This is a genomic window from Mesorhizobium sp. M1169 (assembly GCF_040318345.1).
Classification (GTDB): Bacteria; Pseudomonadota; Alphaproteobacteria; order Rhizobiales; family Rhizobiaceae; genus Mesorhizobium.
In genome coordinates this window covers 1-24,519 of record NZ_JAMYME010000032.1, presented here as the reverse complement: position 1 = coordinate 24,519, position 24,519 = coordinate 1, and the positions used below count along the sequence as shown (strand labels likewise).

Genomic DNA, 24,519 nt, shown 5'->3' with positions numbered 1-24,519 from the left:
CGGCATGCTCTCGAAGCGGCTTGGGCGGCAGCGCTCAAGCCGGCGCCGCTCCCATGTGTCTCGACCGATGCAAACAATATTGTGGCCTTTGGCCCAAACTGTCCACTATCGAACGGACGCATTATAGTCGAACGTTTTGCATTTCGTGCGAAGCCCTCAAAGCAACAAAAGAAGACGCGCGCGGGGAGAAGGCGGCCGGCCCAACTTGAGTATCAGCGCGGAGCTACATCATCAGGATGGCACGTCACTTGCACATCAACTTTGGGAAGCCATCGTGACGGCAATTGCCCGCAAACCAAGGGAGATGACGATGGCAATTCGCCTGAATTGCTCGGAGCAACTGAAGATGGCTGAAGATCTGCAGGCGTACCATGCCGAGCCACGGGGACTGATTATGTGGCGAGCCGAGTTGAAGCAATTCATTGACGATCGGGCGAAACACAATAGTCGGCATTGTCTCGCCGTCTGAGGTTGGACGTGAAGGGACCGCGGGCGGGAATATCAGGCGAGAGCTCGGGTCAGAGCTTCCCATACCGCAAGCGTCGAGGCGACGGAGATCGGTCAGGAAATGCTGAGCGTTATGAGCGGGCTCGGGAGGAAGAGAATGCGGAAGGTTGAGAAGATCAGACGAAGCGCTGCTGCAGGCTCCTGCCGAATGAAAGCCCTGCATCGTCCGCTAACGCTTTCGCAGCGTTAGGTGGGAATTCTCAGTCTGCTGGTGCGGCTGACGCTATTCCTAAAACGCGACGAAACAGCTCGAATCTAACCAGGACGCAGGTCAGGGGCCTAGCGCGACACTTCTACAAAATCTCGAAATGAAGAGTACCAATATGACGGATAAACCCTCGGTCTCTATCCTGAAAGAAACCCGCGACAACGAGAAGCGGGTTATCATGCTTCCGCAAGGTGTTCGACAGTTTGTCGAGGCCGGTTTTAAGGTTTACGTTGAGCATGATGCCGGAGCCGCCTCGGGAGCGTTTGATGGGGACTACAAGGCGGCAGGGGGCGAAATCGTTTCAACAGACGAGGCTTGGACAGTTTCTCCATTCCTCTTGAAATATAAGTTTCCGAGCGTCGCCGAACGGCGGTACCTGTGCCGCCCGCTGCATATTGGCGCATACTTTTACCCAGGCGAAAACTACGAGCTAACGCACCACCTGCGCGAGCATGGGGTGACAGCCTATAGCTATGAGTACTTTCAGGCCGCAGATGGTTCGTTTCCGCTCATGACGCCCGATAGCGAGATCAGCGGGAAATTGGCTGTGCTCTTTGGGGCCCATCACCTGCTATCGACGCAGGGAGGGCTCGGCATAATGCTGGCTTCCCTACCGGGGATGAAGCCGCCGAAAGTCGTCGTCATCGGGCATGGAAATGTCGGCGCAGCAGCTGCTCGAACAGCCGCAGGTCTCGGAAACGAAGTTGTTGTCTTTGGCTACCGCGAGGAAAGCCTCCGCCGATTTGAGGCGACCGTTCCCTCGAACGTCAAATGCCTGATTGTCTCGCAAGAAGCCCTGGAGCGAGAGATACCCGACGCCGACCTGGTGATCGGAGCGACTTTGATTTCGACCTACGATACACCAGCGATGCTCACAGACGAACTCGTCAAGAAGATGAAGGAAGGCTCGATGATCATCGACGTCACTTGCGGCTATGGAGCAGGATACATCCCGACGGCCCATACATTCACCTGGATGGGCGCGGCACCATATAAGGTGCATGGCGTTTGGCACTACAAGGATCCCGTAATGCCAGCTCACGTGCATCAGACGGCGTCGATCGGGGCAACCACAAACCATACGCGTTATCTTATTAGTCTCGGCAAATCGATTTTCCTTAAGGATTTCCAGGACTCGGTTTCCCAAAAGGGCAAATTTGTTGAAAACGGTGAGATCATCCATCCGCACGTGATTAGCGACTTTGCCTTGATCGAGGCATTGGCCAAGAAATCCGCGTGAGGGGGCGGCCATGGCGATGCGGCATAAGATATCATATAAAGAACGGGCCGCGTACTACGATGTCGAATATACGGACACTGTAGACCATGCTTTTCTCGCCAGTCTTGTTGGTGGTTCTACGCGCTCGGTCCTTGAGATTCCGTGTGGGGTCGGGCGTAACGCGCTTAATTTGGCTCGAAGCGGATGTTCGATAGTCGCTGTCGACAACGAACCGGCTATGGTCGAACGGCTGACAGAAAAGGCTGAAAAACTCGGCTTCAACAATGTGTCAGCACTCGTTCGGGATCTCCGGACGTTGGACCTCGAAGAGCGGTTCGACCTTATCCTCGTGCCCCGAGAGGCATTTCAGCTGTTGGTAGACTTGTCCCAGGCGCGGCAGTCGCTCAAAGCGCTGCGACGGCACCTCTCGGACGATGGGACATTGATGATCGACCTATCGTCTTTCGCAAAGGTCAGGCCAGAACAGGCCTACCTCCAGCCAGACTATTTCGATCCTACTGCCCCTGATGGCAGTTGGCGCTTTGAGTGGACGCGCCCGCTAGCCGCCAGGCTCACGTTGTCTCGTCATCGTATGCAGCAACACAATTGTGACGGCACAGTCGACGTGTCGTTCAGACACATTCGTGACACTGAGACGGCCATCGACGAGACCGAGACGACCATTCGACTTAGGCCTTACTGCGTCGACGAGTTCACGGCGCTCTGCGTCGATGCTGGATTGAAGGTTGAAAAGGTGTTCGGCGACTACGGACGCAACTGGTACCAGCCGAACGACGCCCGAATGATTTTTCTTCTCAGCGCAACTACCGACATTCGGGACGATCAGCTCCCCCCGTCCGGGGTTATGTGGGAACTCGGCCGAGGGTTCCAGAACGACCGTGATGCCTTTCGAACGAAAGACCTGCAGTTGGTTCCAATGCGTCCGTCCGTCCGAGCTTATTTTGAGACCTATCTGACGGAGTATTTCTCCGGCCCCTTCATCAAGGGCCAAGGGGCCGAGGATATTTTGAAGGCGATGGCGGAATGGGGCGTTATGGGAAATGCTCTCGATCTGGGATCTGGAACTTCGACGCTGTTCTGGTATCTCCCAACCAAGGGAGTCAATCGCCTCTCTTGCTGCGACATCGCGCCTGAAGCCCTTAGCGTGCTAGCGAACTTCGTACGGAGCAATCAACCGCTTCCTGAGTGTTACGGTTGGGTAGCCGATCATTTCAAAATATCCAATCACTCGGTCAACCAGCTTCGCGAGCGCTTTGCCGAGTTCTTGATTTTCGACTGCCTGAAGCGGTGGCCAAGTTGGATGGACAGCCACCGATACGACTTGATCACTGCCTTCGGTAATCTAGCGATTTCGGGGACAGCTGACGCGTACGACGATTGCTTCCAGCACATCGCTGATCACCTTGCACCCACGGGCCGAACTATCGGAGCGGATTGGGCAAGGCGGCAGTCATTTGCGCAGAAGGATGGGCACGACAATTCGTATTTGAGCATCGAACTGATAGCCAGCGCGATGAAGAATGCGGGGCTCACCCCGCTGGAATGCCGTCGTATCGAGATACAGCGGGACCCACTTTACGACGCCATTTTCGTTTGGGTCGGCCAGAAAAATAGCTGAGCGATCTCCTTCGATATTTTGGAGCTTTTAGCATGTCGCACAATCGCGAAGGCGGTGCAGGTAGCTTTGTTTCAGTTAACGGCGTGATCTGCGCTGGCGCCCATTATATTGTCGATCTGTTCGGCGGCACAGGTTTGGCAATCCCGCTTTTATCGAAACAGCCATTACGAAAAGCGCACAGTCCGCTGGAGCCACTATACTTTTTTCAAACTTCCATCGGTTTTCACCCGAGGGTGTCTCAGGCGTACTGTTATTGGCGGAATCTCACATCAGTATCCATACTTGGCCAGAGCACAGCTATGCGGCATTAGATGTGGTTATGTGTGGCCGGGCCCGCCCCAAAGAGGCTATTGCCGTTCTGAAGGAAGAGTTCAAGCCGATCCGTGTCGTCGAGTATTTGCTTGCCCGCGGCAGAGCCGACAATGCCGACCAATACTCTCAACCGGATCGGATCGACTCCGAACGTTGGCTCAAGGGGCTTGAGCGCTAATTTTCGATTCATCAATCGCGCGTCGTCGATCTCGTGCGTCAGGCGCCCGTGATTTCGGGCACTGCATCCCGGCGGCCGCCAAGGCGAAGAAAGATCAGAGCTGCTCGATCACCGTAAAAGTGGGGAGTAGACGCTATGGGGCGAGCGGCGAGAGTGGGGCACCTTAGGCGCTGTTGGATCCACCATCAGAAGGAGGCACCCCATGTCGCAGTCTTTTGACGCGAGCCGGTCCCTTACCGCTCTTGAACAGGATAACACGGTCATCGCCGTCATCGAAATGAGCAAGGCGAAGTGGCTCGTCGCCGCGCTCGTACCGGGTCTCAAGCGCCAGCCCCTCAAGAAGATCGATGCTGCCGCACCATCACTGTTGAAGCTGCTGCAGCGCTGGCGCGACGAAGCCGGGCACACGATCAAGCGCATCGCCGTCACCTGTGAGGCGGCCGGCGTCGGCTTTTGGCTGGCGCGTTGGCTGTGGGCGCGCGACATCGAGGCCTATGCCATCCATCCCGCCAGCGTTGCGGTGTCGCGTGAGCACCGGCGCGCCCGTCTCGCCCGTGGTGACAAGGCGCCACAGGTGAGCGGGCTGACTATCTGCTGGAAGCGTTCTCAACGACCCCCCGCCACCACTCTTGCTGGTGTGGCGGGCAAGCTCGACGCTGTATTGCGTAAGGGCGAGGCTGGGAGGAATGCTCCGAATTCCCCTGGCCGCAAATCCGTTCCGCGCTGAACGATCTGGTGCGCTTCGGAAAGCTCGAACAGGGGCTTTCACGGTAAGCGGCGCTCTAGCCGGCAGGGTGGCAGCTGCTGCCGCGCCTGAAATACGACGATGGAGGGGAAGTCCGAGCAGCGCAGCGATTCGCAGGCGGCAATCGCAAAGTTTTGTTCACGCTGCCTAACTCGCTGAGCAGAAGACGATTGACGGGTGCCACTGGTGCCTTTCGAAAATTTCCCTGTGGATATTGCCTCTGTGACGAATTGGCGTCGTACCCGTTTGGTGGATGTTGAGTAGAAATAAGCAACTTGGGCTCGGGGGAATCATGAACAAGTTGCTTGTTGGTGCGGCAATGCTTGCCGCAGGCGTCTTCGGCGCGGATACATCTTTTGTTTCTTATATTAGAAGCTCTGCAGGGATGGCGGCCTTTGCGCAGGAGGCGCAAGGGACTTCGCCAGATGTTGGCGCACCATCGGACGGCGGCTTTGGTAATGGCGGGGCAGCGCTGAGTTCGGGAACAGCCTCCGGTACGGATGATGCTGGTGCAACGCCGGCGGCAAATGCCACGGGAGATGCCGCGCCCGCGGCCGAGGCTCCCGACGCGGCGGCCGAGGTAGGAACGACAGATCAGTCGACCGACAGCCAGGCCGCGCCCGAGGAGCCTGCCGCGACGACGTTGGCGACGACGACGACCTCCGAAAGCGGCGATCCAGAGGCGATCGGCACGCCGAAGGTGGATCTGCCGAAGAACTCTGGCAACGGCAATCTGGGCTATGCCATTGGCATCGACCTTTCGGACTTCCATGGCATCGAGCCGTCGATCGCGCTCACCTACGATTCTTCGCGCCGAAACAAGCTAGGTGCCCTCTACCAGGGCTGGCTGGGCTATGCCTGGGGTCTCGGCGGTTTCGATGTCATCGAGCGGGCAAGCCCGGGCTATGGCATGCCGGCCTTCGATGCCGCCTGTACAGCTCACCTCACCCCTGCCAAGCACCCTCTTTGCGTAGATCATCCATCGTCCGTGAAATGCCTTCGCGCAGGATCGCCACCGTGTCGTCGATCTGCTCTCGGCTGATGATCAGTGGCGGCGACATCACGCACATGTTGATCAGCGGCCGCACCAGGAGGCCGAGCTCATAGCAATGGGCATCGATACGTTTTCCGACATCCTTGTCGAGCTGCAGCGGGTCCTTGCTTTCGCGGTCGGCGACGCATTCGACACAGCCCATCAGTCCCAAGCCCCTCACCTCGCCGACCAGCGGCAACTCTTCCAGCGTCTTCAGCTGCGCCTGGAAATAGGGGGCGACCGCCTGCGTATGCGCAAGCACGCTTTCTTCCAGCAAATCGAGGTTTTTCAGCGCCACCGCACAGCCGACGGGGTGGCTGGTGTAGGTCAGCCCATGACCGAACATCGCATCGGGATGGTTCGAGCGGCGCAGTTGTTCCAGCAGCCGTTCCGAGATGATGACGCCGCCGAGCGGGAAAATAGCCCGAGGTGACGCCCTTGGCGAAAGTGATCATATCGGGATCGATGCCGAAGACCTCGCCCGAGGCGAAGACATGGCCAAGCCGGCCGAAGCCCGTCACCACCTCGTCGGAGACATAGAGGATGTCGTTGTCGCGGCAGATCTCGCGGATGCGCTTGAGATAGCCGTCGGGCGGCACGATGACACCGCCCGAGGCCTGCACGGGCTCACCAACGAAAGCGCCGATTCTGTCGGCGCCGACCCGGGCCACCGTGTCGCGGAACTGCTCGACCAGGAAATCGGTGAAGGCGGCAAGGCTCATGCCTTGCGGCCGGCGGAAAGGATCGGGCGAGGACAGCTTGATCACCAGCTCGTCGGCGCCATCCATCCAATCCCTGTCGCGCGGGCGGCCGTTGAGCGAGGCCTTCATCCTCAATTGTTTACGGCGGGAGGGCGAGCTCAGCCGCATGGAAGTAGCGGCGATGACGGGCCTCAGCCCAGCCGCAGTGTCTGGCGTTGCGGGCGAGTTGATCGAGGAAGGCATCGTTGTTGAAGGCAAGAGCGCGCAAAGCAGTGGCGGCCGTCGCCCGATACCGCTCAGTATCAATTACGCAAGGCATTGGTCCATCGGCTTCAAGCTATCGCAGCACCGGCTAGAGGGTACGCTCACCGACCTCTCCACCCAACCGATCGGCACTTGCGAGTTGCCGCTCGCTGACCATGAGCCGGCCACGGTCGCTGCAGCGGTCCAGAAGGGCGTCTCCACACTCCTGCGGAATAGGCGCGAAGGTCGTCAGAAACTTGTCGGTGTTGGCATGGCGATGCCCGGGCTGATCGACGTGAACAGAGGGATTTGCCTGGTATCGCAGCGCTTCGACTGGAGGGACGTGCCGATAGCGGCACTTATTGCATCACGCATCAGTGTGCCGGTCTGGGTCGACAACGACGTCAATGCATTCGCAATAGCTCAGCAGCTGTTCGGCCACGGGCGTCGGCGCAACTCAGTGCTGGTGCTGATCATTGGAACCGGCGTCGGGGCGGCGTTTATCTTCAACGGTCAGATCCATCGCCGTGCGCGTTTCGCTGCTGGCGAGATCGGATTCCCGGTCAAGGAAGACGCCGGCTCGATCGCCACCGAGGAGCGGCTGAGCTGGGATCGACGCTTGTCGGAACCGGCGATAGTCCGCGCTTGGCAGGAGATCCGCAAGCGCTCCCCCAAGACCCCTGTCGACCTTCAGCAGGCCGCAGCGAAGTGCGACCGGCTCGCATTAGAGTATCTGCGCGAAGTCGGTTGTGACATCGGGCGTCGGGTAACCGCAATGATCGATCTGGTCGATCCGGAAGTTGTCATCGTTGGAGGCGAGGCGGTCCGCTTCGGCCCTGCGCTCGTCGACCCCCTCGTGAACACTGTCAGAGAATCCTCGTTTGAGAAACCGCCAGCGGTCGAAATCGACTGGGACAACAATGTGTGGTCACGCGGGACAGCAGCCCTGGCCATCCAGCAGTTTTTCGACTTTGAGAGCACGGCCGGATTTGAACGAAAAGCCAACGCGAGATGAGCGAGCCTGAGGACCCTCTCATGATCAAGGTAAGGCAGCTAGCCCACGAAGCGCCAAGCCGACGGCACCGAGCACCGCATCATTCTCCGCCAGCTTTCCGATCATGACGCGGGTGCGCATCGGGGAAGGCACATCGCGTGCCTTCATCAGCGTGTGCTTTTCGTAGACCGCAACGAGAGGCTTGAGCAGCATGTCGCCTGCTCGCGTCATACGCCCGCTGACGATGACGAGCGGCGGATTGATGATCGTGCCGATAAGGGCGAGCCCTCGGCCGGCCTGTTCCGCCATGTCCTCGATCATTCGACGCGCGCCCACATCACCCTGGGACGCCATCGCCGACACGTCGTAAATAGTGATGATGCGCCCATAAAGCCTCGACATCTCTTGCAGGGAGCGATCGACGCCAATCTGAACTTCGAGGCATCCACGGTTGCCGCAGCGGCACAATCCGCCATTAGGCTCGATGCTCATGTGACCGAATTCGCCGCCCCCTCCGGCGACCCCAGTGATAACTTTGCCGTTGCGAACGATCGCGCCGCCCACACCGAGATCGAGTTTCAACAGGACGAAGTCTTCATAACCGGCGGCTGCACCCCACATCATTTCGGCCAGCGCCGAGCAGTTGCTCTCGTTGTCCGCGAAGACCGGCTTCTCCAACACGGCGCCGAAAATCTGCGAAATGTTCACTCCCGCCCAGGTTGGCATGCCGTTGGCGCGCTGCACCATGCCCCCAGGGCTGACCGGCCCGCAGACCGAGACGCCGACGCCGAGCAGGGCCGAGATGTCCAGCCCGCAAACCCCGTAAGCCACGGTCACGATGTCCCTCACGACGGCCGCCGCGCATTGGGGCGAATAGCCCGGTTCAACTTCGATACTTTTCTCCAAAATTACTGAATGTGAGACATCGGCGATCGCCAGGCGGATGTCCTGCTGGTTGAGGTGAACGCCCACGCACGTGCCGGCACGCGGATTGAGCGTTAGCGGGGTCGCCGGTCGGCCGATTGCCCTAGGGGTGCTATTGGTCGCAGGTCCCTCAATGACAATTTCCAAGAGCTTCAGCTCCCCCACCGCGGTTGACACGGTAGAGCGAGCAAGTCCGGTGAGCCGGGCAACCTGTGCGGCCGACAGTGGCCCGCGCTCACATAGCGCCCTCACGATTTGGCTGGTGACGAAAGCTGACGTTGCGTTGCCCAGCAACGATCTCAGCGCATTCTCATTCAAAATTTCGCCTCACATCCGGCGCCTCTGCGCAATTCGTTTGTCTCAAAAATTTCCCAGCCAAGCTTAGGCCTCCTGACCGATGATGTGGAGGGAGTGCCCTCACCGTGCTTCACCCTACAACTGGCAAGGTCCGCGACTTCACAATGCTCCGCAAGGTGGCCATTCTGGATACGGCAAAGCTGAGATGCCATCGCGTCGATTCTTCTGTTTGTGGACATATTCCAACGAAATCGCCTCCGTGCCTGCCGGAGAAGGCGTTTAAGGCTGCCACTTGGTCGTCTGCGGCCACGATGGCCGAGATCTGCAAAGTTCAAATCAGCGAAAGCGAATGAGGCCGCCATCCGATGCTTGTAGCCATGTACGCCAACGCCGCCTTGCGGAAGTCCCAATACTCGGCAGCCGCGACCTGTTAACGAAGATGGCGAAGCTCGAAGGACAATCGCGGCTCGCTCTGTTCGCTTCGTAGCTTGCCGTCCGCACCGCGAGCAACACGAGAACTGCCAACACCGCCTGAAACGCCTCGGCCATCATATCAAACAGTCTCGCTAGCAGGTACGCCCGTGCGAACCATTGACATCCGCGATCATCCTTGAAGTTGCTGCATAAGCGTCGAGAAGTCCGCAACTTCCCAATGCTCGGCGAGATGCCCATTTTCAATTCGGTAGAGCCGAAACGCCATTGTATTGATCTCTCTGCCAGTGGCCTTGACACCGGCGAAATCGCCTTTGTGCGTCCCGCGGACGGCATTCAGGACAGCAACCTGGTCGCCTTCGGCGACGATCGCCGAAATCGGTAGCTTCAGATCAGCAAACGCTGAGTGAAGCCCCGCGAAGTACTGCTTGAGCGCCTCGCGCCCCCGACCTTGCCCAGCCAGATGGTCGTCATAATCCTGCGTAACGATCTCGTCGAAGACGCTGAAATTCCCGCTTTCGATGGCGGCGAAGAATCGCCGCCCCAGTGCTTTGTTCCCTTCTAAGTTTGAGGACATACCGCCTTCTCCAATTCAACCTTTCGCTGCCATCGTGGCGCGTGCTGGTCATCCGAGTTGAACGAATTCCTGGCCGGAAACACCACCGCCGAACTGCTGCGCACGGCCGCCTTCAGCGATACCGCCCAGATCGACGGCGGCGAAGCCGAGGCGCTCGACAAGGTCCACGACAGCGAGCCGAGCCGATGGATCGTCACCCGAGACGAACAGCACACGACGGCCGCCGAGCACCGCCGGGTCGGCCCCGAGGATTGCGGCCGGAAGCGTGTTGAAGGCCTTGACCACACGCGCACCCGGGACGGCGTCAGCAACGATCTCCGTCGACAAACGACCCTTGAGGTCGCGCGGCGAGAACGCCGGGAAGTCGATCGCGTTCGTGGCGTCGACCACGATGCGGCTGTCCCATTCAACATCCTTCACTGCATCCTGTACTGCGTCGAAAGGGATAGCCAAAATGACGACGTCGGCCCGGAGAGCTTCGGAGGCAGTCACAGGCTTTACGATGGGCCCAAGTTCACTAACCAAACCAGCCAAGCTCTTTAGGCCCTTCGAGTTGGCGATGGCGATGTCGATTCCGTTGGCAACGAAACGCCGAGCGAGCGCGGTGCCGATCGCTCCCGATCCAACGATGGCGTAGTTCATCTTTTCGCCCTTCCTGATTCGTCAGCTTTCGCGGTCGGAGGCGGCTTTGCGTAACCGTTTCCCTTTCAGAACATTCCATTTGCATTGGCGCGAGGAATGTTTGGCGCGATCAACGGGGCCGAGTTCTGCGGATCGCCGACCACCTGCAAGGTGTCCCAATGCTCGATCGCTTTGCCGTTGGCATCCATTTTGTAGATGTCGACGCCGGCGATCCCGGTGTCATTCGGGTCGTCGTTGAAAAGATTCAGAAAATTCACATGGGCCCAGACGTAGTCGTCGAGGGCGATGATTTTGTGGACCACGACGCGCGCCAGAGCGCGTTCCTTGTTGATCTGGCCAAAAAACTGCGCCAGGGCGACTGGCCCATCTGCGATCAGGGGATTGTGCTGGATGTAACCCGGCGCGATGAACTTGGGCACATATTCTTCCGCCTTCTTCTGGTTGATCACCAGATCATAGAAGCCAAGGATGTTGTCCTTATTGCGAACGGCACGGCTGTCGTTGCCGTCTACGAGCTCAAGCATGGGGTATCTCCTTCTTATGAAGTGTGGATTTGCTGGAAGGCCCTAGCTCAGGCCGGCGACTTGAAGCCGGAGCCCATCCAGTTCAGCGTCGGACTTCTCGCGAGCTGCGCGGAGCATTTCGTCGGCGTCCTGTCCCACCGGCGCGCGGCTCGGTGCAGGTACCTGTTCGGCCAGTTCGACGATACGCTTCGCGGCCGCAGCCGACTCGAGCCCACTGCTCTGCATGCCGTTGAGCGTGTTCGCGAAGGTTTCGAATGTTTGACCGTATAACTCGCGCTGTTCAGAGGTCATATCGTCCGCGACCCGCTTTAGAGCGGCAGCCGTTTTCGCCGGTCCCCCAGTCTTCATATTGCCTGCCGCAGCCACCACGACATCGATGCCGAAGCGCTTCAGCTCGGCACGGTAGACGGCCGCAAATACCTCCAGGGCGACCTTCGATGCGCCTGATGGCCCATTGAACGGGAGCGGTACGCTGGCGGTCCAGGTGCTCACCTGGACGATGCGACCGCGCGCCTTCCTCAATGCGGGCAGGAACGCATTCATGACCGAGAGGGCGCCGAACACGTTGACGTCGAATTCGCGCCGGATGGCGTCGAGCGGCAAAATCTCGATCGGGCCGGGGGTAAGGATCCCTGCGTTGTTGATCAGAAGATCGAGGGCGCCATCGCCGAGCGCGTCGGACACGTCGTCAGCCCAGGCTTTCACGGCCTGTTCCTTGGTCATGTCGCAGACGGTCAGGCTGACGCGTCCACCGGAGGCGTCCTTCAGATCCTGGACCTCTGCGGCGGACATGGCCGTGCCGAAAACAGTATAGCCCTTGGCCGCCAGTCCGAGCGCGATGTCGCGGCCAAGGCCACCGCCAGCGCCGGTGACTGCGGCGGAGCGTCTCAAGTGTTCAGAAGAGTTCGGCATTTGAGGTCTCCTTTTCAGTCGGTGCCCCGTGCTTTGACCGCGCCGCGCGGACGATCGGCGCTACTTCGGTTCCGAGCAGCTCGATCGAGCGCTTCATCGCAGCGGTTTCGAGGGATGCCGTGCTCATTTGGAAGGTGATCCTCGATACGCCGCCGAGTGCGCTGTCGGCATCGAGCATCTTGCTGGCGACAGTGTCCGGATCACCGATCAGAAAGGCGCCCTCCGGGCCGCACATCGCCTCGAACTGCTGGCGCGACGGTGCAAACCAACCGCGTTCGCGGCCAATCGTCGTTGTCAGATGCGCCCAGCCGGGGAAGAAGGCATCCTTGGCTTTTGCGATGGTCTCTCCGACGAAGCCCATCGCATGGGCACCGACTGTGAGTTGCTCAAGCGCGTGCCCGGCGCGCAGTCCGCTCTCGCGGTAGAGATCGACGAGCGGGCGGAAGCGCTCAAAGCTGCCGCCGATGATCGCGACCATCAGTGGGAGGCCGAGCGTTCCGGCGCGTGCGAAGGATTGCGGCGTACCTCCGACGCCGAGCCACACCGGCAGGCGCTGCTGATGCGGCCGGAGGAAAACGCCTTGCCCGGTGAGTGCCGGGCGGAAGCGCCCCTCCCACGCGAGGTGGGTCTTCTCGCGAAGCTTGAGGAAGAGCTCGAGTTTCTCCGCAAAAAGATCGTCATAGTCCTCCATCCGAAAGCCGAACAATGGATAGGCCTCACCGAAGGAACCGCGGCCAACGACGATCTCGGCACGCCCCTTCGCGATCAGGTCGAGGGTTGCAAACTCCTGAAACACCCGCACAGGATCGGCGGCGCTCAGGACCGTGACGGCGCTCGTGAGGCGGATACTCTTGGTGCGGGCAGCCGCGGCCGCCAGAATGATCGCGGGTGCGGAATCGAGGAATTCGGCACGGTGGTGCTCGCCGATGCCGAACACGTCGAGGCCGACGTCGTCGGCAACCTCGACCTCCTCGAGGAGATCGGCCATGCGGTCGGTTGCCGAAGGCAGTTTGCCCGTCGCCGGATCAGGGAGGATTGCCGCGAAACTGTCGACACCGATTTCCATAACACCTCCTTGCAATGTGTTGTCAGCCGCGGGGCGCAATGCGCAATGGGTCAGGAGGCAGCGGGATGAACTCGGTCTCGCCAGCGATCTCGGGAAAGCGCCCCTGCCGCCAGTCGTCCTTCGCCTGTTCGATCCGGTGCTTGGAGCTCGAGACGAAGTTCCAGTAGATGTGGCGCGGCTCGGGAAAGGGTTCTCCGCCCACCATCATCAGATGGGCGCCGCTGCGCGCTTGCAGCACGATCTCGGCGCCGGGCTTGAAGACCACGAACTGCGCTTCGCCGAAGCTGCCCGTCTGGCCCGCGACTTCAATCTCGCCCGAGACGACAAACATCGCGCGCTCGATATGCTGGGCTGGGACCTGCAGGCGCGCGCCGGGCTTGAGCACGACATCGACATACATCAGGTCCGAATAAACCGGCACCGGCGAGCGTTCTCCGAAAGCTTCGCCCGCAACGATGGTGAGCGAGACTCCGTCCGCTTCGAGCGCAGGCAAGAAGTCTTCGGCATGATGGGAGAAACCCGGCTCCATCTCTTCCAGGGCCTTGGGCAGGGCGACCCAGATCTGCTGGCCGAACATCGCCCCGCCCTGCGTCTGGAATTTCGCAGGCGAACGCTCCGAATGGACGATGCCCCTGCCCGCCGTCATCCAGTTCACGTCGCCGGGCCGGATTGTCTCGACATTGCCGGCGCTGTCGCGATGAACCATCTCGCCCTCGAGTAGATAGCTCAGCGTCGAAAGGCCGATATGCGGATGCGGCCGGATCTCCGGGCCGGCCCCGGCGCGGAACACGATCGGTCCGAAATGGTCGAGGAAGATGAAGGGACCGACCGTCCGGCGCTGCGCAGACGGCAGCGCGCGACGAACCTTGAAGCCATCACCAAGATCCCGAACAGGTGGAAGCAGAACCTCTTCCACCGCTAGGTCGACCGTCGCACTCGAAATGGTCATTGCCGCCTCCTGTGCGTGGCGTGGGTCAGGCGGCTTTAGCGAGCGCCTGCATTGCACCCGAGAGCGCAGCCTCGCGCGCTTCAGGCCCGAAGCCGATCTTCTCGGCGTGGATGAAAGTGACATCGGTCAGCCCGATGAAGCCCAGAAGGGTCCGCAGATAGGGTTCCTGGAAATCCATCGCCTGAGCGGGACCTTCAGAGTAAAGACCGCCCCGAGACTCGATGACGAAGACGCGCTTGCCGGTCAGCAGCCCCTGCGGACCCGCCTCCGAATAGCTGAACGTCTCGCCAGCACGCAGAACGTAATCGAACCAGGCGCGCAGGCCGGTCGGGATGCTGAAATTGTACATCGGCGCGCCAATCACGACGGCGTCCGCGGAGCGGAGTTCGGCAATCAGTTCGTCCGAAAGAGCTCGGGCGGCGAGTTCCGTGTCGGTCGCGGGCTCGCCGCGGACACCCGCCACATCGGCGGTGGTAAGATGCGGAACCGGCACGGTACCAAGGTCGCGACGAATAACGGTTGCGCCGGGGCTGGCCTCCAGCAAGCGGTGAACAGCTTCCTCGACCAGAATTTTGGAAACGGACCCGTCGCCAAGAACACTGCTGTTGAGGACCAGAATACTTGCCATAACACTCTCCTTGGTACTGACCGATCCAAGATGCTGTTCAAAGGCGCGCGACGGTAGCCTCGCACAGCGCCAAGCTGTGTCGCGAAAACTGGAACGGCTGCGTCGGACGTAAACCTAGATCGAGGCGGCTGCGTATTCACCGCAGCGGCGTGCCGAAGGCTGCATGACTATGCCCGTATAGCCTCGCCTGCCTGTTGCTTCGGTATATCGAGCGCGGTCACCGCTCGCTTTCCGCTTCCCGCCCACGGCCATGATCACCCGCGTGCGGCGCCTCGTATGTCTCCCAACGGCATCGACTGCACTGAAGCCAAGAAGGCCAGAACCGGATCGCATGATCCGTCGTTTCGTCCGCGGCTTTTTACTTCCGCAGCGTATTCCACGGTGCATCGCTGGAGACATCGACCACCTCGTACCCTGTCGGTCTGACGGAGGGTCCGAGGATTGCGGCGATCTTCGCGGGCTGGTCGCCGGTATTGAACGAGGCGTGCACGACATCTGCCGGGATGAAGGCGGAATCGCCGGGACCGAGGATGCGCTTCTCACGATCGATCCACTGCTCGACCTGCCCGGCAAGGACAAGCACCACCTCTTCTTGGTCGGGATGCTTGTGGAAACTGTGTCCTTTGCCCGGATCGAAATTGACCTCGATCACCGTGAGTTGCTTGGCGCCCGTACTGGGCGGATCGCTGAGCCGCCGGGACGATCCAAAGTCATCGACCTTGAGCTGGGCTTCATTCGCGATAACGAATCTACCAGGCATCGGATTGCTCCCCACATTTGTTCTCTGATTTGGCAGCTCTTGAGTTTGACCGAATGCCGCATCAAACGGCAGAGCGGCGCTCAATGCTCCACGCGCGCTAAGCGCAAGGACGTCGCTTCTCGTCTCCGTCATTGCTGCTCCTCCGGTGGAAGCGAGGCGCTTAATGTTGATGGTATCGCTCCGACCGTGCGATGCGGTAGCCCTGCTGTTGGCCAAGCTGTGTCGCGAAACGCGGAACGCTAATGTTGGACCTTGAAGACCTACAAACGGGTGTCGACGGGGCGAGCTTAACAGGTCCTCGCCTTCGGCGCTGCATCACGCGTCGAACGGATATGTTTCGATGGGCCGGCGCAGCCGGAACGCGGAATTGTAAAACGCGGTAGCCTCTACGGCTCCGGCGATCGGCAGTTGATGCACCGCAGAGAACGCCGAAGCTCCGGTAAACATCAGCGAGCCGTCCCCGGACCAGATTTCCCCAGCGTAAAACTCCAGTGCCGACCGCACGAATTCGCACACGGCCAGGGGACCGCCGGGAACCGCCGAGCCGATGACCCGCAATCCGAACGCCTTGACGACCTGCGGATTGTCCGCACTGATTTCGCCGACCAATTGGCTGGGGCGGAAAATCCCTTGCGCCAGCACAACGTCGGCCGGTCGCGACAACCGGGCCGTGACCAGCCCGTACACATTGGACTGGTTCATGTCGAAATCGATCTCGCCCAGCAGCTTCGGATACCCCTCTCTCTCCCGCCCGGCGAGCATTCCTCGTTCGTTGGAAATGAAGATGTGCGGACAAATCCGACATTTTCGCCGCGGAAACGCGCGTGGATGATGTGGATGTATTCCCGGAACGGACCGACGCTGCTGAACCCGTAGGACAGGAACATCACCGACACTTTGGTGTCTTGTTCGATTTCCAGGTCGGGAGGCAGCAACGCCGCCGCCGCCTCCGCATTCGTCCGATAGCTGAACGTCACCTGGTTCACGCCCCTGAACGACGCGTTTGTGAAACTCAGAGGGTCTGCATGTACTGGCATCGTTTGTGCCAGGATCCCGAGTCAGTTTGCCACGCATTGTCACGTGGCTCCTTCCGCCAAGTTTCCGATCCCCAGGTCGAGCCTGCATCGAGAAGCGAGCCCCGGGGGCGTCATTCAGAGAGCCGAGGCTGCCTGCGAGGAGATCACTCGGTGGCGCCCGCAACTCGCCATCAGCAGCCAGTCATGGCGCATCTCGTCAGGGAAAACGCTGCGGCCTTGCGAGCTTCTGAGCCTCGGGCATGTACCACTTGATGACGTCCCGGACCGGGTCGGCGAGCGCCGACTTCCAATCGCGGAACAGCTCGGTGACTAGCGCGAGAGACGTATTCGGGACCGCACCGGCTGCCGTCAGGCGTTCGATCGCGGTGCGGTGGGCGAGCTGTGACATGCCGCCAACCGCGTCGACGACGAACATGGCTTCGTAGCCATCGTCCATTGCGTCGATGACCGGGAATGCCAGACAGATCTCGGTGTAGAGCGCGCCGAAGATCAGCCTCTTCTGCCCGTCTTTTCGACAGCGGCCCGGAATGCGGCATCTTCCCAGGCATCCATCGAGCTTCGGTCGATGACTTCGACGTCGGACAGTTCGTCCCTGATCGAAGCTCGGGTCGGACCGTTCACGCCCATCTCAACGCCGACCGTGCTCAGCACCACAGGGATATTGAAAGCTTTGGCGGCCCTGATCAGAAACCGGACGTTCAGATCGATCTCGTCCGGTGTCGTCTCGGACTTCACCTTCTCGAACATCTCTTTCTGATAGTCGATCAGGATGAGCGCGACCTGTTCCGCAGTCCAGACACCGTGGGCTTCACTCATAACGATTTCCTTTGTCTGGGCGTGAGTAGGACACGCGACCGGGTTTGCTGATGCCCGGTCGTCCCAAATCATCGGCTGGTTTGCTTCAATGCACGGGCTGGGTCCGGCGGGCATCCAGGCTTAACGAGCCCGCGCCGAAGGCAGCGACCTGAAGCAGACCACCGGCAATAGCGATGTTCTTGAGGAAATGGATCAGTTGGTTCTGGTCCGCGAGATCATGGTGAAACGCCAACGCGGCCGCCACGCTAAAGCCCGCCAGGACCAGGGCGATGATCCGTGTCTGATATCCAATCACGAGCAACACCCCGCCTCCGACCTCGACGATGATCGCGATCAGGTAGCCGAGAAGCGGTGCCGGAAGACCCGCCGAGGCGATATAGCCTTGTGTCATCGCGGGGGCCGCGATCTTGCCGAGGCCGCTCAGAAGAAACAGAACGGCGATCAGCACACGGCCGGCAGCCGCAAGTGTCGTGGTTTGATTTTGCATTCGTGATACCTGCGCTGTCTGAAAAGGGTGGTCAGAGGCCCATCGGCCTCCACCAATCCACACACATCGTTCCCGAAGGCGATGTGGTAGTGTTACATCAAGGCAAGCTGTGTCGCGAAAAGTGGAACGCTCATGTTGGACCTTGAGGACCTGCAAACATTTGTCGAAGTGGCCGATGCTGGCGGCGTCTCGCCGGCCGCCCGCCGGCTCGGGGTCTCCAAATCCATCGTCAGCCGGCGACTGTTCCGGCTGGAAGCGGAACTTGGTGTGCAGCTTCTCGCACGGACCACCCGGGGCGCCGCGCTGACCGAAGCCGGCGTCACGTTCCGCGACCACGCGGCCCGGGTCTGCGCCGAAATAGATGTCGCGCGGGAGACCATCCTGCCCGCTGGCGAGCTGCGCGGGCGCCTGCGGATCGCAGCGCCGCTCTCCTTCGGAACAACACATCTGGCGCCGGTGTTTGCAGAACTTGCGAAGCGCCACCCGCTGCTGAGCGTGCATGCGTCTTACAGTGATCGCTTCGTCGATCTTGTCGGAGAGGGTTTCGACTGCGCCATACGTGTCGGCTACCTTCCCGACTCCGACCTGATCGCGCGTCGCATAGGGCCGATCTATGGAAGGCTCGTCGCGAGTCCGGATTACATCAAGGAGCATGGAGCTCCAGAGACGCTTGACGACCTTCCGATGCACCAAGCCGTGTTGCAGGGTACGGAAGCTTGGCAACTTATCGACGCAGACAAGACTGTTACCGCTCACCCGCAGGGACGGTTCAAGGCGGACAACGGCGTCGCGCTCGTCGCCGCGGCAGTGGCGGGCCTAGGGATCGCCGCGCTGCCGGATTTCCTGACCGAGGACCATTTGGCTTCCGGCGCCTTGGTCCCGGTGATGACACGCTATCGGTTTCCTGAGGCCGGCATATATGTCGTCCGACCGCCGGGACAGCACCCGGCGCGGAAAATCCGGGTGCTCACCGAACTGATGATCCAACATTTCGGCTCGGCGCCGGGATAGGGTAAAGGCGAACCAAGGCGCACCCGTGAGCATCGAGATTGATCGCGGCCTCCACCGGCGCGCCGATTACAAGTCAGCTCCCGACAGTATCGCCGGCACTGCAACAGGCGTCTCCAGAGTGTTCAGGACGAAAAGCAGTTGCCGATCTTCCGCTTCATCTAAAGTTCTTGGATGGCAAGAGCTGTCAGGAATCGGGCGACATAGGGGCCAAACGCTACATTTCGCATCGCTCATGCGAGTCCAATGTCACGGCGATGCGGTGATGCCGCCGTAGACGTAGACGTAGAGCGTACGGCCGTTGATAAAACCTTCAGGCATCGGAGGCGAGGAAGACGCCGCCACCGCGCCCTTGCTGCGCGGGTCCTGACGACGCTTCGCTCAGGTCCGTACCCTAAGGGCTTGCTCCAGCCGATCGGCAATCTGTGTGACGATATAGGCAATAACCATATAGATCACGACGGCAATTACGAAGGCTTCGAGGTAGTAGAAGTTCAGCGCGGCGGTCAGCTGGGACTGGGCGAATATATCGACGACCTCGATGGCAAATCCGAGTGAAAGCGCCTTCATGATGACCATCATCGAGGTTGTCAGGTCGGGAATTGCGTGAGAGCCACCTGAGGAAACAGAATCCGTCGGAACATTTGGCCGACGATGGCAGATGCGGCTCCAATTGGTGGAACCTCCTAGTGAGAAATGGAGGTGCCGGATACTGGCCGCTCAAATTTCTATTGTAGCTAGCTTAACTTTAAGTATAGTTGATCATCTAAATTTCTCTGTAACGCCGGCAATTCTCGGATGGGGTTTATGCCTTCCATTCGAGGAAACGCGCGGGCCTTGTTTGCCGATCACGGCAACTCCGTGAGTGCCATCGATGAACTGATATTCCCAGTGCCAAAAAGCTTCTGTTTCTAGCGACGAATTTACTGTCAGGACGATAACATGCGGGTCGTTAGTGCCATTTGGATTTTGCTTCGTCGACTGCCACGGCCCTTGCTGTCCGTCACGCTGCTGGGCTGGGCTTTTATGGTCTGGTCAAAGATGGTTCCCACAACACCTGATCTTTGTTTAAGGGGAACATTCGCGCAGGCGCTTACGGCTAGGGCTGAAGCGGCGGTTGCAGGGGTGACCTGACGCTGGTCGCGTTATCGTGGTGCGCTATGCTGATGGGGATGATGGCCCCGCTGCTGGCGGCGCCGTTGGCCCATGTTTGGCAGCAGACCATTGGGCCTCCGCGGTAGCACGCAAGTTTGCTGTTCATGTTTCCCTACCTCTTGGTCTGGCTGGCAGTCGGCGTCGTCCTGATCCCGATTGTGGACCTGATCCAGGTGTCATTCTTGCCAGCGCTCTTCGGCGGGGCCATCGCTCTGATTCAAAGGCCGCAAGCGCCACATCATTACCGACACCGAGGGACACTTGGTCGGGCTGACGGTGCACACGGCTAACATCCAGGACAGGGATGGGGCAGTCGGCGTCAGCGCCTCCATTCGACGGCTTTATCCCTGGTTACGCCATCTGTTCGCCGACGGCGCCTATGCCGGAGAAAAACTGTCGCAGGCTCTGGCCAATCTCGGCACATGGACCATCGAAATTATCAAGCGCTCCGGCGCGGCCAAGGGCTTTGAGGTGGCTCTTCTCCGCTCGACGATGTGGAAAGGATAGGACTGGCATTCGCGTCGTGTAACTTAGACGTCCGCGCCTTAATGCGGCAAGACCGGTCGCATCTATGTTTGAGGGCATCGCGTTGAAACACCAAGAGCGCTAAGGGAGAACAAGCGGTGATTTTGGTGGGCGATCGCTATGATCGCTGCCCGGGTCGCCCGCAGTCAACTGTGCCGGCCATGGGAACGAGTTAGGAGCGCCAAATCCGGCTATTTAGTTGCGCGCGAGGAACATGAAAGCCGCGATCAGCCTTCGGTAGTTCCGGCCTGTCTGGAGCACCTATCAAATTGCTCTAGTCGACTGGAATCGCGCCAAATCACCAGTACATACATCGGCTACTTGAGCTTCGCCTCAAGCTTTTCGTCCCCAAAAGAATTACCTCCCAGGTGTGGCTCGATATCCGAAGCTTTATGATCCTATCCCACATCCGAGATATCCCCTCCGATCGATAATAGTGTTGCAGACGCGCCACTGCAATTGCTTACCGCGATCACTTCCGAGGATTGCTGATCCCGAGGACGTACATCAATAGGGCGTGGCGAGGATCGACTCGCCTCAGCCAATCGGACCGAGCGTACATCCGATCAGTGATCCTGAAGCGATCGCGCGCAGGAACTGCTGGAGAGAGCCATCCAATTCGTCGCTAATCCGGCGATGCGGCAGCGCGTTGAGCGGGATTTTCAGATAACGCAGGCCATTTTCCTCGACCTGAGGCAGCTCTCCTCCGCGAATATTGACCTGGAGGGCATGCAACATGAGCCTTGGCATCGGCAATGCCCTGTCTCGCGCCTCTCGAAGCCTGATGAACGCACTCCGAGATTGACCGGCGACGTGCTGGTTTTTCTCTTTCTGCTCCGCCACCGAACTCTCCCACAGAGCCTGGCGCCCTCCCGGCCTGTAGTCGTGACCGGTAAAGAGACGGGTCTCGCCGGGTAAGCTCAAAATGTCCTGGATGGACTGCCACAGATCAGCTGCGCTGCCGCCTGGAAAATCTGCACGGGCGGAGCCGCTATCGGGCATGAAAAGTGTGTCGTGAATGAACGCTGCATCGCCGATGACATAGCTTATCGACGCCAAGGTGTGTCCTGGCGAGTGCGTGACGCGCGCTTCCAGCTCGCCGATGTTGAAGGTCTCGCCGTCGCAAAACAGCCGATCCCATTGTGAGCCGTCACACGGGAGATCCGAGAAGTTATAGATCCGTTGCCAGATCCGCTGCACTTGCTTCACGCGCCCGCCGATCGCTGTCGGCACGCCGGTTTTTGCCTTGAGATAACCCGCGGCCGAAAAGTGATCGGCATGCGGATGGGTGTCCAGGATCCACTCGAGCTTCAAATTGTGGCTGTTGATGTAGTCGAGGATCGTGTCGCATTTGTCGTTGCCGTCGAGCCAGACTTTTCGTCGAAATCGAGCACTGGGTCGACGATGGCGCATCTTCGCGAACTCGGGCATGCAACGACATATTGGATGCTGCCCGTCCGTGCATCGTAGAAGCCGACGACTTCAGGCTGCTGCATGGGCGATGCCCTCGACTGCGGCTCGCGGGAAAAAGATCGCCCGGCCAGGGTCGAGGTCGTAGTCACGCTCGAAGTCCGTTGCGTCGGACGCAATCTGCGCCACGGCATCGAGTATGAACTGCACCTTCTCGTCCGGCAGCAGAACGCTGAAATTCAACCGGGTGAATCCCGGCTTTTTCATTTCGTCGCCGGAGAGAATGGCTTGCCTGATTTCCTCGGACTGCTCGTCGTCGATCGACAGCAGTCTGTGAACATACGGGCCGGCACAGGCGCAGCCACCGCGAGCCTGGATCCCGAATCGGTCGCTAAGCATGCGCGTGATCAACTGCTGGTGGACGTAGCCGCCCTTTCCGTTTTTGACCCTAAAGGAATAGATCGGAAGCCGGTCAGGACCCGACAGGCCGAGGAGCTCCAGCCGCGGCACGTCTTTCCATGCGCGAAAAGCACGACGCGCAAGCTCGCGATTGCGCGCTACCGTCGCATCAAGTCCGATCGCATCTTTGACGATGAAGGCCAGCGCGGCTCGTATGTCGCCGATCACGTTCGGCGTGCCGGCTTCCTCGCGTGATTCCAGGCTATCGCTGTAATCGTGTGTTTTGGGTGAGACGAACTTCACCGTCCCGCCACCTGGCCACGACGGCTTTGTCTCTGAAAGTCCATCGCGTCGAACGATCAAGATGCCGGAGGCACCGGGGCCCCCGAGGAACTTGTGAGGCGAAACGACTATCGCGTCGATCTCGGCATCAGGGGCGGGCGACATGGAAATCGGCAGATAAGGACCTGCGCCGGCATAGTCCCAGATCATCTTTGCGCCGGCGGCGTTCGCCATCGCGGTGACGGCCGCGACATCGCTCGTGATGCCCGTTACGTTCGAGGCCGCGGACATGGTGCATATCGTCAGAGTTGGCGACCGGTCCGCAAGCGCGTCCTTGAGGTGAGACAGGTCAGGCCCGCCGGACGGATCCTCGGCGATTTCCACGATTTCTGCTCCGCTCTCGCGCCAGGGCAGAATGTTGGAGTGATGCTCATAGGGACCGATAATGATCCGAGCGCGCTTGCCCGCTGCCACGGCTTCGGCGACGCCGAATAGCTTGACGAGGCGGTTGATCCCCGACGTAGCGCCGGAGCCGGTGAAGATCACAGCATGCCGTTCGGTGGCCCCGCAGAATTGACCGACCAGGGCGCGCGCTTCCCGACGCATGCGGGTCATGAAGCCTCCGCAATAGGAGGCTTCCGTGTGGCTGTTGGCGTAGTACGGCAGGACCTCCTCAAGCACAAAGCGCTCGATCTGACGGAGTGCGCGGCCTGACGCGACATAGTCGGCGTACACCAGGTCCTTTTGCCCGTAGGGACCCACGATTTTCGCCGTCGATCCCACAAGCCCATCCCGGAGGTCGGCGGTGACGTCAGCCTTTTTCTTCAGCCCCTGGCGGAACTTTGACAGAGGGGTCTCGGTCTGCCCTGTCGTCGGGCGAGCTGCTTGCACGGTCATTCTCCCCGGCTCGGATGTTGACTCGGATTGTAGCCTGCTCCACGGTCGAAAAAATTCACCTATTTTCTGCAATTTCTTGCAAAGAGCGTGTCAGATGATCGAAGATCGGGCGAAAATCGATGTATTTGATATGAAGATTTTGACGGCCATGCAGATCGATGCAAGCCTTTCGCAGCGAGATTTGGCGGAGAGGGTCGGCCTGTCCCAGAACGCGTGCTGGCGGCGGATCCAGCGCCTGCAGTCGCTAGGTCTTATCCGGGGGTCGCACAGCAATATCGATCTGCGAGCGCTGGGTCTCGACCTGACGGTTTTCGTAATGGTCCGCACTCGCCACCATTCCAAGGAGTGGAGTGAGGCGTTCCGTGCCCATGTTGAACGGTTGCCGGAGGTGATCGATTTCTATCGGATCGGAGGGGACTGGGACTATCTGATCAAGGTCGTGACGCAAGGCATGTCCGGCTACGATGCGTTCTACCAGAAACTGATCACGAACTTCGACCTGGCTACGGTGACAGGCTTCTTCTCGATGGAAGCGATCATCAACAATCGTCCAGTGGATCTGACCAATCTGCGATAATCCGGCGCGCAATTGGGACGCGCCGCTGGCCGTCGAGCAAGCCTTCGGCCGCAGGCCCCGCCAAGGTGTCTATTACAAGCCCACAGATCTGGCTGCGAGCTGGCCCCGCACGTCGGCTGTTTGCAGGCTCTCAACAGAGCCTTGAGTTCCTCCGCCTTGATGCGCGGGTTCCGACGACGCTTCGCTCAGGTCCGTACCCTAAGGGCTTGCTCCAGCCGATCGGCAATCTGGGTGACGATATAGGCAATCACCATGTAGATCACGACGGCAATCACGAAGGCTTCGAGATAGTAGTAGTTCAGCGCGGCGGTCAGCTGGGACTGGGCGAATATATCGACAACCTCGATGGCAAATCCGAGAGAAAGCGCCTTCATGATGACCATCATCGAGGTTGTCAGGTCGGGAATTGCCGTGAGAGCCACCTGGGGAAACAGAA

General features: G+C 59.8%; 21 protein-coding genes and 6 pseudogenes. 10 read left to right on the top strand and 17 right to left on the bottom strand.

The features are described 5' to 3' along the window. Positions 1 to 205 precede the first annotated feature (205 nt). The 6 genes from NKH41_RS25055 (at position 206) to NKH41_RS25030 (ending at position 5,850) form a co-directional block, all read left to right on the top strand. Entirely contained in the window at positions 206 to 469 is a 264-nt protein-coding gene (locus NKH41_RS25055) for a hypothetical protein (protein ID WP_031194737.1), read from the top strand. Between the two features lie 361 nt (positions 470 to 830). Next, the gene (locus NKH41_RS25050; protein ID WP_352466335.1) at positions 831 to 1,955 is read left to right on the top strand and encodes an NAD(P)-dependent oxidoreductase; all 1,125 of its coding nucleotides are present in this window, start codon (positions 831 to 833) and stop codon (positions 1,953 to 1,955) included. 10 nt (positions 1,956 to 1,965) lie between these two features. After that, complete coding sequence (locus tag NKH41_RS25045) at positions 1,966 to 3,573, top strand: methyltransferase domain-containing protein (protein WP_023721589.1); 1,608 nt, start codon at positions 1,966 to 1,968, stop codon at positions 3,571 to 3,573. Positions 3,574 to 3,661: 88 nt separating this feature from the next. Next, positions 3,662 to 4,063 (top strand): adenosylmethionine decarboxylase, encoded by a 402-nt coding sequence (speD, locus tag NKH41_RS25040; RefSeq protein WP_084642945.1) that lies wholly within the window; start codon positions 3,662 to 3,664, stop codon positions 4,061 to 4,063. A 202-nt stretch (positions 4,064 to 4,265) separates the two neighbouring features. Then, positions 4,266 to 4,790 carry a hypothetical protein gene (locus tag NKH41_RS25035; protein WP_023721587.1) on the top strand — a complete coding sequence of 175 codons (525 nt, stop codon included), beginning with the start codon at positions 4,266 to 4,268 and terminating at the stop codon, positions 4,788 to 4,790. A gap of 310 nt (positions 4,791 to 5,100) precedes the next feature. Further along, positions 5,101 to 5,850: a hypothetical protein gene (locus tag NKH41_RS25030; protein ID WP_352752663.1), complete on the top strand. Its 750-nt coding sequence runs from the start codon at positions 5,101 to 5,103 to the stop codon at positions 5,848 to 5,850. On the opposite strand, the pseudogene NKH41_RS25025 reads toward NKH41_RS25030, so the two are convergent. Beyond that, positions 5,753 to 6,671 (bottom strand): annotated as a pseudogene (locus NKH41_RS25025) (aminotransferase class III-fold pyridoxal phosphate-dependent enzyme); the annotation flags it as partial. The gene NKH41_RS25030 and the pseudogene NKH41_RS25025 sit on opposite strands and share 98 nt — an antisense overlap. Between NKH41_RS25025 and NKH41_RS25020 the strand changes: the two are divergent. Beyond that, positions 6,562 to 7,800 carry an ROK family transcriptional regulator gene (locus tag NKH41_RS25020; RefSeq protein ID WP_352547719.1) on the top strand — a complete coding sequence of 413 codons (1,239 nt, stop codon included), beginning with the start codon at positions 6,562 to 6,564 and terminating at the stop codon, positions 7,798 to 7,800. The pseudogene NKH41_RS25025 and the gene NKH41_RS25020 overlap by 110 nt on opposite strands. Before the next feature lie 24 nt (positions 7,801 to 7,824). On the opposite strand, the gene NKH41_RS25015 is transcribed toward NKH41_RS25020, so the two are convergent. The 12 genes and pseudogenes from NKH41_RS25015 to NKH41_RS24960 form a co-directional block, all read right to left on the bottom strand. After that, the gene (locus NKH41_RS25015) at positions 7,825 to 8,850 is read right to left on the bottom strand and encodes an ROK family protein (RefSeq protein ID WP_352491425.1); all 1,026 of its coding nucleotides are present in this window, start codon (positions 8,848 to 8,850) and stop codon (positions 7,825 to 7,827) included. 754 nt (positions 8,851 to 9,604) lie between these two features. Continuing rightward, positions 9,605 to 10,009, bottom strand: coding sequence for an ester cyclase (locus NKH41_RS25010; protein ID WP_023721581.1), 405 nt, complete (start codon positions 10,007 to 10,009; stop codon positions 9,605 to 9,607). 48 nt (positions 10,010 to 10,057) lie between these two features. Beyond that, positions 10,058 to 10,651, bottom strand: coding sequence for an NADPH-dependent F420 reductase (locus tag NKH41_RS25005; protein WP_023721580.1), 594 nt, complete (start codon positions 10,649 to 10,651; stop codon positions 10,058 to 10,060). Between the two features lie 65 nt (positions 10,652 to 10,716). After that, on the bottom strand, positions 10,717 to 11,175 hold the full coding sequence (locus NKH41_RS25000; protein ID WP_023721579.1) for a nuclear transport factor 2 family protein: 459 nt from the start codon (positions 11,173 to 11,175) through the stop codon (positions 10,717 to 10,719). Between the two features lie 42 nt (positions 11,176 to 11,217). After that, positions 11,218 to 12,087, bottom strand: a complete 870-nt coding sequence (locus NKH41_RS24995; RefSeq protein ID WP_031194731.1) for an SDR family NAD(P)-dependent oxidoreductase — start codon at positions 12,085 to 12,087, stop codon at positions 11,218 to 11,220. After that, on the bottom strand, positions 12,071 to 13,153 hold the full coding sequence (locus NKH41_RS24990) for an LLM class flavin-dependent oxidoreductase (RefSeq protein ID WP_023721577.1): 1,083 nt from the start codon (positions 13,151 to 13,153) through the stop codon (positions 12,071 to 12,073). Before NKH41_RS24990 ends, NKH41_RS24995 begins: the two co-directional genes overlap by 17 nt. Positions 13,154 to 13,175: 22 nt before the next feature. Beyond that, the gene (locus tag NKH41_RS24985; protein WP_023721576.1) at positions 13,176 to 14,102 is read right to left on the bottom strand and encodes a pirin family protein; all 927 of its coding nucleotides are present in this window, start codon (positions 14,100 to 14,102) and stop codon (positions 13,176 to 13,178) included. 25 nt (positions 14,103 to 14,127) lie between these two features. After that, positions 14,128 to 14,730, bottom strand: coding sequence for an FMN-dependent NADH-azoreductase (locus NKH41_RS24980; protein ID WP_023721575.1), 603 nt, complete (start codon positions 14,728 to 14,730; stop codon positions 14,128 to 14,130). Positions 14,731 to 15,088: 358 nt separating this feature from the next. Then, positions 15,089 to 15,622, bottom strand: a complete 534-nt coding sequence (locus NKH41_RS24975; RefSeq protein WP_084642941.1) for a cupin domain-containing protein — start codon at positions 15,620 to 15,622, stop codon at positions 15,089 to 15,091. Positions 15,623 to 15,805: 183 nt separating this feature from the next. After that, positions 15,806 to 16,527: pseudogene (locus tag NKH41_RS24970) on the bottom strand (acetoacetate decarboxylase family protein). Positions 16,528 to 16,723: 196 nt separating this feature from the next. Continuing rightward, positions 16,724 to 17,274 (bottom strand): annotated as a pseudogene (locus NKH41_RS24965) (isochorismatase family protein). Positions 17,275 to 17,428: 154 nt separating this feature from the next. After that, positions 17,429 to 17,830, bottom strand: a complete 402-nt coding sequence (locus NKH41_RS24960) for a DoxX family protein (protein WP_023721570.1) — start codon at positions 17,828 to 17,830, stop codon at positions 17,429 to 17,431. Positions 17,831 to 17,965: 135 nt separating this feature from the next. Here NKH41_RS24960 and NKH41_RS24955 point away from each other — a divergent pair, with 135 nt between their 5' ends. Next, positions 17,966 to 18,841 (top strand): LysR family transcriptional regulator, encoded by an 876-nt coding sequence (locus tag NKH41_RS24955; protein ID WP_031194727.1) that lies wholly within the window; start codon positions 17,966 to 17,968, stop codon positions 18,839 to 18,841. Between the two features lie 378 nt (positions 18,842 to 19,219). On the opposite strand, the pseudogene NKH41_RS24950 reads toward NKH41_RS24955, so the two are convergent. After that, positions 19,220 to 19,485: pseudogene (locus tag NKH41_RS24950) on the bottom strand (ABC transporter permease family protein); the annotation flags it as partial. A gap of 727 nt (positions 19,486 to 20,212) precedes the next feature. Here NKH41_RS24950 and NKH41_RS24945 point away from each other — a divergent pair. Then, a pseudogene (locus tag NKH41_RS24945) lies at positions 20,213 to 20,467 on the top strand (IS5/IS1182 family transposase); the annotation flags it as partial. A 690-nt stretch (positions 20,468 to 21,157) separates the two neighbouring features. Here NKH41_RS24945 and NKH41_RS24940 read toward each other — a convergent pair. Together NKH41_RS24940 and NKH41_RS24935 are read right to left on the bottom strand one after the other, a co-directional pair. Next, positions 21,158 to 22,014: pseudogene (locus NKH41_RS24940) on the bottom strand (MBL fold metallo-hydrolase); the annotation flags it as partial. Then, positions 22,001 to 23,506 carry an aminotransferase class V-fold PLP-dependent enzyme gene (locus tag NKH41_RS24935; protein ID WP_352491424.1) on the bottom strand — a complete coding sequence of 502 codons (1,506 nt, stop codon included), beginning with the start codon at positions 23,504 to 23,506 and terminating at the stop codon, positions 22,001 to 22,003. The gene NKH41_RS24935 and the pseudogene NKH41_RS24940, both read right to left, overlap by 14 nt. Before the next feature lie 94 nt (positions 23,507 to 23,600). Here NKH41_RS24935 and NKH41_RS24930 point away from each other — a divergent pair, with 94 nt between their 5' ends. Beyond that, positions 23,601 to 24,083 carry an Lrp/AsnC family transcriptional regulator gene (locus NKH41_RS24930; protein WP_352466327.1) on the top strand — a complete coding sequence of 161 codons (483 nt, stop codon included), beginning with the start codon at positions 23,601 to 23,603 and terminating at the stop codon, positions 24,081 to 24,083. A 185-nt stretch (positions 24,084 to 24,268) separates the two neighbouring features. On the opposite strand, the gene NKH41_RS24925 is transcribed toward NKH41_RS24930, so the two are convergent. Further along, the coding region (locus NKH41_RS24925; protein WP_502906048.1) for an ABC transporter permease family protein at positions 24,269 to 24,519 on the bottom strand (251 nt) is incomplete at its 5' end.